This is a genomic window from Roseibium sp. (assembly GCF_025698965.1).
Classification (GTDB): Bacteria; Pseudomonadota; Alphaproteobacteria; order Rhizobiales; family Stappiaceae; genus Roseibium.
Genome location: NZ_JAILWL010000338.1, coordinates 1 through 7,211 on the forward strand (window position 1 = coordinate 1; position 7,211 = coordinate 7,211).

General features: G+C 55.5%; 6 protein-coding genes. 5 read left to right on the plus strand and 1 reads right to left on the minus strand.

Annotation, left to right across the window (positions count from 1 at the left end; translation table 11 throughout):
- Nucleotides 1-138: 138 nt before the first annotated feature.
- The 4 genes from K5905_RS22970 (at nucleotide 139) to K5905_RS22985 (ending at nucleotide 5,623) form a co-directional block, all read left to right on the plus strand.
- Nucleotides 139-1,749: an ABC transporter substrate-binding protein gene (locus K5905_RS22970; RefSeq protein WP_297588224.1), complete on the plus strand. Its 1,611-nt coding sequence runs from the start codon at nucleotides 139-141 to the stop codon at nucleotides 1,747-1,749.
- A 187-nt stretch (nucleotides 1,750-1,936) separates the two neighbouring features.
- On the plus strand, nucleotides 1,937-2,893 hold the full coding sequence (locus K5905_RS22975) for an ABC transporter permease (RefSeq protein WP_297588226.1): 957 nt from the start codon (nucleotides 1,937-1,939) through the stop codon (nucleotides 2,891-2,893).
- 10 nt (nucleotides 2,894-2,903) lie between these two features.
- Nucleotides 2,904-3,968 carry an ABC transporter permease gene (locus K5905_RS22980; RefSeq protein WP_297588228.1) on the plus strand — a complete coding sequence of 355 codons (1,065 nt, stop codon included), beginning with the start codon at nucleotides 2,904-2,906 and terminating at the stop codon, nucleotides 3,966-3,968.
- A 2-nt stretch (nucleotides 3,969-3,970) separates the two neighbouring features.
- On the plus strand, nucleotides 3,971-5,623 hold the full coding sequence (locus tag K5905_RS22985; protein WP_297588230.1) for an ABC transporter ATP-binding protein: 1,653 nt from the start codon (nucleotides 3,971-3,973) through the stop codon (nucleotides 5,621-5,623).
- A gap of 87 nt (nucleotides 5,624-5,710) precedes the next feature.
- On the opposite strand, the gene K5905_RS22990 is transcribed toward K5905_RS22985, so the two are convergent.
- Nucleotides 5,711-5,833: a hypothetical protein gene (locus tag K5905_RS22990; RefSeq protein ID WP_297588232.1), complete on the minus strand. Its 123-nt coding sequence runs from the start codon at nucleotides 5,831-5,833 to the stop codon at nucleotides 5,711-5,713.
- Nucleotides 5,834-6,290: 457 nt separating this feature from the next.
- Between K5905_RS22990 and K5905_RS22995 the strand changes: the two genes are divergently transcribed.
- Nucleotides 6,291-7,211, plus strand: a 921-nt coding sequence (locus tag K5905_RS22995; RefSeq protein WP_297588234.1) for an ABC transporter ATP-binding protein, incomplete at its 3' end; no start/stop codon positions are given.

Genomic DNA, 7,211 nt, shown 5'->3' on the forward strand with positions numbered 1-7,211 from the left:
TGGCTAGCCGAAACCAGGGTGTTCGTGTTTTGCTGTTTTTATGTCGCATATGAGCTTTGCAGCGTGCAAAAAGCAACGGATGCTAGGTCTGGGAACTTCACAGAATAAAATCGAGACAAGATCCAGAAGGGGAGAAGAATGACAAACTCCAATGACAAAGAGTTGCTCGACAATTTGGAAAAGGCCGCCCGCACCGGCGGCATCACCAAACGTGAATTCATCCGCTATTCAATTCTTGCCGGCCTGACTGCGACAACCGCAACCGGCCTGTGGTCTACAAAAGCGAAGGCACAGCCGAAAGCAGGTGGAACATTTCGCTGGGGACTTCACGACGGCAACACCAACGATTCCCACGACCCGGGAACATATCTGACGCGTCAGATGATTTTTCTGGCTCATACCCACCGCAGCTACCTGACAATGATCATGGGTGACGGTTCTCTGGGGCCGGATCTTGCAGACAGTTGGGAAGCGAGCCCCGACGCGTCTGAATGGACCTTCAAACTGACCGACCAGGCTTCTTTCCACAGTGGAAAGAACGTGACCGCAGACGATGTCATTGCATCGCTCAATCATCATCGCGGTGATGCGTCAACCTCCGCAGCAAAGTCTCTTCTCCTGGATGTCGTCGATATCACCAAGGACGGCGATCACACAGTGATTGTCAAACTGTCTGGCGGCAACGCAGACTTCCCGTGGCTGATGACAGACTATCACCTGGCTATCTGCCCGGCGAACGACGACGGTACTATCAATTGGGAAACCGGTGACGGCAGCGGCCCCTACAAGATCGACAGCGGCGAATTCGGCGTCCAGTTCAACCTCAGCCGTCATGATGGCTGGCACAGGGAAGGTGCTCATTTCGACCAGGTCGAACTGATCACGTTGAACGATCCAAACGCCCGTCAGACCGCGCTGATGACTGGTGACGTTGATGCTGTTTCGCTCATCGAGTTGAAAACGATGGCGCTTTTGCAGCGCAATCCGAACATCAAGATCCACAACATCCCGTCGGCTGGTGCAATCACCATGCCGATGCATTGCAACACCGCCCCGTTCGACAACGTCGACGTCCGCAACGCATTGAAGTTTGCCATCAACCGCGACGAAATCATCGAAAAGATCGCGTTCGGCGCAGCAACAAAGGGCAACGATTTCCATCATTCCCCGGCACAGCCCTACTGGCCCGATGATATCGTCCAGCGCGAATATGACCCTGACCAGGCCAAGTCATTGCTGAAGAAGGCCGGTGCGGAAGGCCTGACGATCAACCTCAGCACGGCCGACAGTATCTATGCCGGCGCTGTGGACATGGCCGTCCTTTATGCCGAACAGGCCAAGGACGCCGGCATCACAATCAACGTGGTGCGGGAACCCAACGACGGTTACTATACGGATGTCTGGCTGAAAAAGCCGTTCTGCCTGGTTTCCTGGGGTGCGCGTCCGACGCCGGATGTCATGTACACGCTGGCCTACAAGGACGATGCGGCCTGGAACGAGTCTTTCTGGCAGAACGAGCAGTTCAACAAGCTGCTGCTGCAGGCAAAGGCAGAACTGGACGATGTCCGCCGCGCGGATATGTATCGTGAAATGGCCATTCTTGCGAAGGACGACGGTGGAACCATCATCCCGTTCTTCAACAACTTCGTCTACGCCAACAGCACCAGGGTCGGAACTCCTGAACAACTCGCAGCCAGCTGGGAGAATGATGGAGCCCGGGCGGCAAGCCGCTGGTGGTTTGAGTCCTGATCCAGGATTGACGAAGCGGCGGACAACCGCCGCTTCACGCTTAAGGGTCGTCCCGGTTTCCGGGGCTGTGCCCGTTTCGACTGTCGGGGCGCTGCCGAAGCAAATTCAAATATCAGGCAGATACTCGTCCAGACATTAAGTCCGGCCAATGTGAGGGGTGCCGGGCGTCTAAAATCTGGAGGGACAAATGGGGGACATCCTACAGCTGGTCCTGAAGAGACTTGGCTTAGGAGTGATCACGCTTTTCGTGGTTTCAATCCTGATATTCTTTGCGGTTGAGCTTCTGCCTGGAGACATTGCACAAGCGGTTCTGGGTCAGGGCGCAACACCGGAAACGGTGGCAGCTCTTCGCGAAAAACTTGGCCTCGATCAACCCGCGATCTTTCGCTACTTCTCCTGGCTGGCGGGAGCTTTGGCGGGCGATTTCGGCGATTCACTCGTGTCGGGCGAACGTGTGAGCGAAGCCATCAGCGACCGCTTCATCAACACATTGTTCCTGGCGACCTATGCGGCAGTGATTGCGGTTCCGGTTTCAATCGTGCTGGGCATCATCGTTGCCCTGCTTCGCAACACCCTGTTCGATCGCGTCGCCAACGTCGCAACCCTGACGTCCATCTCTTCTCCGGAGTTTTTCCTGGGCTACATTCTAATTCTGTACCTTGCGGTCAAGACCAACTACTTCCCTGCAATTGCCAGCCTCAGTGCCGACATGAGCTTCGGCGAATTGTTGCACCGGACCTTCCTGCCGGCGCTGACGCTGGTGCTTGTTGTGACCGCGCACATGATGCGCATGACCCGCGCCGCGATCATCAACCTCCTGGCTTCTCCCTATATCGAGATGGCTCGGTTGAAGGGCGTACCGCCCTGGAAAGTGATCGTGAAACATGCTCTGCCAAACGCATGGGCACCAATCATCAACGTTGTGGCCCTGAACCTTGCCTACCTCATTACCGGGGTTGTCCTTGTGGAGGTGGTCTTTGTTTACCCGGGTATCGGCCAACTTCTCGTGGATGCAGTAGCAAAACGCGATTTTCCGATCGTGCAGGCCTGTTGTCTCATCTTCGCTGCGACCTTCATCTTGCTCAATCTAGCAGCAGATGTCGGAGCCATTTTGACCAATCCGCGTTTGCGGCATCCGAAGTGAGGGCAGCGACATGAGTTCATTCGTAATCGGATATTACGCGCTGCTGATTGGGGCTTCCTGCCTTGCAGCCTATTTCAACAGGCGTCAGATCTTCATCCTGATCTTTTCGCTGACACTTATCTCCTTCGTCACCGGAATTATCGGTGGTGTCCCGGCGCTCCGGTTCATCACGACCGCCGCCGGACTTCTGGCTCTGGCCGCCGGCACATCCTACGCGTTCCGGGAATTTCTGATCATCGTGTCTCCGGAAGGGGTTGCCAAGGAGCTGCGCACCGCACCGCTCACGGCGTCCTTCGGCATGTTCGTGATCTTCACCTACGCCATTGCAGGTGTCTTCGCGCCGGTCATCGCTCCGTTCGGTGAAGCAGAGGTGATTTCCTCCTCTTTCGCGCCCGCCGACGAGACCATGCTTCTTGGAGCTGATCAGCTAGGCCGGGACATGTTCAGCCGCATCATTTACGGTGCACGAAACTCAGTGGGCCTTGCACTGCTGGCAACAGCCCTGGCTTTTATCATGGGGGCTCTCGCCGGTCTGTTCGCTGCCACCAAAGGCGGATGGTTCGACCAGTTCATGGGACGTCTTGCGGACGTGATCATGTCGGTACCGTCACTAATCTTCGCGCTTTTGATACTGAGTATCTTCGGAACAAACCTGACCGTGATCGTCATCGTCGTTGCCGTGATCTACTCGCCGCGCGTTTTCCGTCTGACCCGTGCAGTGGCGGGCAACGTTGTGGTTATGGATTACATCGAGGCAGCCAAACTGCGCGGTGAAGGAACGTGGTATCTGATCCGCCGTGAGATTCTGCCAAACTCAACAGCACCTCTCATTGCCGAATTCGGCCTCGAATTCTGTTTCGTGTTTCTGCTCATCGCCGGTCTGTCGTTTCTGGGGCTTGGGATCCAGCCACCGACGGCGGACTGGGGTTCGATGGTGCGTGAAAATGCGACACTTATATCCTTTGGCGAACTGACACCGCTCATCCCCGCAGCCGCCATCGCGTTGCTGACAGTGTCGGTGAATTTCGTCGTTGACTGGATGTTGTTCCGGTCCTCCGGACTTAAGGAGGTTTGAGCATGGTCCCGAAGAAAGACGTTCTGCTCGAAATCAAGGACCTTCGCATCGAAGGCTATTCCGACGAAAAATGGATCGAGATCGTCCATGGTGTCGATCTCACGCTGCACAAGGGCGAGGTTCTCGGTCTGATCGGTGAGTCTGGTGCCGGCAAGTCGACAATCGGCCTCGCCTCCATGGGGTTCGCGCGCGACGGTTGCCGGATATCCGGTGGCACGATCGAGTTCGACGGCATGGAATTGACAACCACGCCGCAAAGCGATCTCAGAGCTCTGCGTGGCTCGCGGATCGCCTATGTGGCACAATCCGCCGCCGCCTCGTTCAACCCGGCGCACCGGATCATCGATCAGCATACGGAAGCGCCGATTCAGTACCGTATCCAGAAGCGTGTGGAAGCGCAGGAAGATGCGCAGGAGCTTTATCATCGTCTGCGCCTGCCCAATCCGGATGAAATCGGCTTCCGGTATCCGCATCAGGTATCCGGCGGGCAGCTTCAAAGGGCGATGACGGCCATGGCCATGGCTTGCCGTCCGGATCTGATCATCTTTGACGAACCGACAACAGCGCTTGACGTGACCACGCAGATCGAGGTGCTTGCAGCGATCCGTGACATTGTCGATCAGTTCAACACGGCAGCCATTTACATCACCCACGACCTGGCTGTGGTTGCCCAGATGGCCGACACAATCAAGGTTCTCCTAAAAGGTGAGGAGGTCGAAGAAGCCCCAACGGAGCAGATGCTCGACACGCCGCAGGAAGACTACACCAAAAGCCTTTGGGCCGTTCGAAGCTTCAAACGGCCACAAAAGCAGCGGCCGGAAGGCGTGGACGCGATTCCGATCGTTTCGGTTCAGGGAATTGATGCGGCCTATGGCAAGACCAAGGTGCTCGATGATGTTTCGTTCGACATTTATCCGGGCATGACGGTGGCTGTGGTCGGAGAATCCGGTTCGGGCAAGTCCACCACCGCCCGCTGCATTACCGGGCTGTTGCCGCCGACAAAGGGTCAGATCCTTTATAATGGCGAGGCCCTGCCGGCCCGTTATCAGGACCGAACCAAGGAGCAGCTCCGGCAAGCGCAGATGATCTACCAAATGGCGGACACGGCGCTAAATCCGAAAATCCGGATCAGCGAGATCATCGGCCGGCCGGCACAATTCTACAGTGGGCTGCATGGCACGGCACTGAAGAACCGGGTTGATGAACTCCTGGACCTGATCGAACTGGATCCAGCCAAATTCTACAACCGCTATCCGCCCGAACTGTCAGGGGGACAGAAACAGCGGGTCGGGATTGCCCGTGCTCTTGCAGCAGATCCGTCCTTCATCATTTGTGACGAGGTGACAAGTGCACTTGATCAGCTGGTTGCGGAAGGCATCCTGAAGCTGCTGGATCGGCTGCAGGAAGAATTCAATCTCGCCTACATGTTCATTACCCACGATTTGGCAACAGTCCGTTCGATTGCCGATGAGGTTGTGGTCATGCAGAAAGGCAAGGTCGTTGAACAAGGTCCGAAGGACCAAATGTTCACACCGCCGCACCATCCCTATACCGATCTTCTGTTGTCTTCCGTCCCGGAGATGGATCCGAACTGGCTGACGACTTTGCTGGAAGAAAGAGGAACGGATGCGATCGGCGAGGCCGCCAATGTCTGACCTTTGAAGCGAGAACACCCCCGGAATTTCCATTCCGGGGGTGTTTGAAACGAATTCTGTCGACCAGGCCAGATCAGACCTGTCGGATCATCCGACCATCATGTAGCCGGAGAATACCATTGCGCCGACAATAAGCGCATAAACGCCAACCAGAGCCGGCCAAGAGGCGCTGTGTTCTCTGTACTCGCGAATAATATCATCACGGGTCATCGTGACCTCCTAAGATGCCCAGAAATGATCTGGGATGATGGTGTTCATATTTGCCGCGACACCTACAGGACGAAACTTAATAATTCAATGCGGTAAAACAAGAATCTCACCTCCAATTTTGCATAGCAGATCTGCGACAAATTCACCCTCAGCATAGCTATTCTGGTTTTCGCGAGACCAACCGGATTATGCCCAGGCTTTGGTGACTTGCGACCTGCCGTTCGGGAACCGGCATTTGCCGCTGTTTCCAACACCTGATCTCGCTTTAAAATAGCGTGCTGCATCCCCTCACCTTTTATCCCCGCGAGGGTCAACCTTCATCGACAACAGCGGCGGTATTACCGCCTTCAAGGCGCGGTCGACTATTGATAAAATTCGGTTCCTGACGCGCAATTCAATGGCGCTGAAACAAACGGTCGTATATTTCTTCAGTTTCAACCCGAGTTTCAAAGTCGACATGTCTTCTTCTGAATTTTCCGGCTCCGGCAAGCCCGGCGTCGTTCGCCAGTTCGCCTCCTACTACGCACCCTACAAGTCTCTGTTTTTTCTGGACTTCGGATGCGCGATCATTGTCGGCCTGCTGGAACTGGGGTTCCCGCTGGCGGTCAAGGTCTTTGTCGACGACCTTCTGCCTTCCCAGAACTGGTCCTTGATCCTTTTGGCCGCGGCAGGATTGTTTGCCGTTTACATAATCAACACCATCCTGACGGCGGTGGTGGTCTACTGGGGGCACATGCTTGGGATCAACATCGAAACCAACATGCGACGCAAGGCGTTCGAGCATCTCCAGAAACTGTCTTTCCGCTTTTACGACAACAACAAGACCGGTCATCTGATCACACGGGTGACGAAGGATCTTGAAGAGATCGGCGAGGTCGCGCATCACGGACCTGAAGATCTGTTCATTGCCGTCATGACCTTTGCGGGCGCAATTTTCCTGATGTTTTTCATCAGCGTTCCGCTTGCTCTTTTCACCTTGACCTTCATTCCTATCGTCATGTGGGTCGTCAGCCGCTATGGCCGGCGCATGACCACCAACTGGCGGGCGCTTTACAACCGTGTGGGAGATTTCAATGTCCGTGTTGAAGAGAATGTCGGCGGCATGCGACTGGTTCAGGCCTTTGCAAACGAACATCACGAGCGAAACCTGTTTGCCCGGGACAATGCAAAATACCGGCAGACCAAACTGGAAGCCTACAAACTCATGGCGGCTTCCACATCGCTGAACTACATGAGCATGCGGCTCATCCAGCTCGCGATCATGCTGGCCGGCAGTTATCTGGTGCTGGGAGGTTCCCTGTCCTATGGCGGATTTGTGGGCTTTCTCCTGCTGCTCGGCGTCTTTTTTCGGCCGGTAGAAAAAATCAATGCCGTGATC

Coding starts and splice junctions, on each gene's coding strand:
- K5905_RS22980 (WP_297588228.1), top strand. CDS start 2,904: ATGAGTTCATTCGTAATCGGATATTACGCGCTGCTGATTGGGGCTTCC.
- K5905_RS22985 (WP_297588230.1), top strand. CDS start 3,971: ATGGTCCCGAAGAAAGACGTTCTGCTCGAAATCAAGGACCTTCGCATC.
- K5905_RS22990 (WP_297588232.1), bottom strand. CDS start 5,833: ATGACCCGTGATGATATTATTCGCGAGTACAGAGAACACAGCGCCTCT.
- K5905_RS22970 (WP_297588224.1), top strand. CDS start 139: ATGACAAACTCCAATGACAAAGAGTTGCTCGACAATTTGGAAAAGGCC.
- K5905_RS22975 (WP_297588226.1), top strand. CDS start 1,937: ATGGGGGACATCCTACAGCTGGTCCTGAAGAGACTTGGCTTAGGAGTG.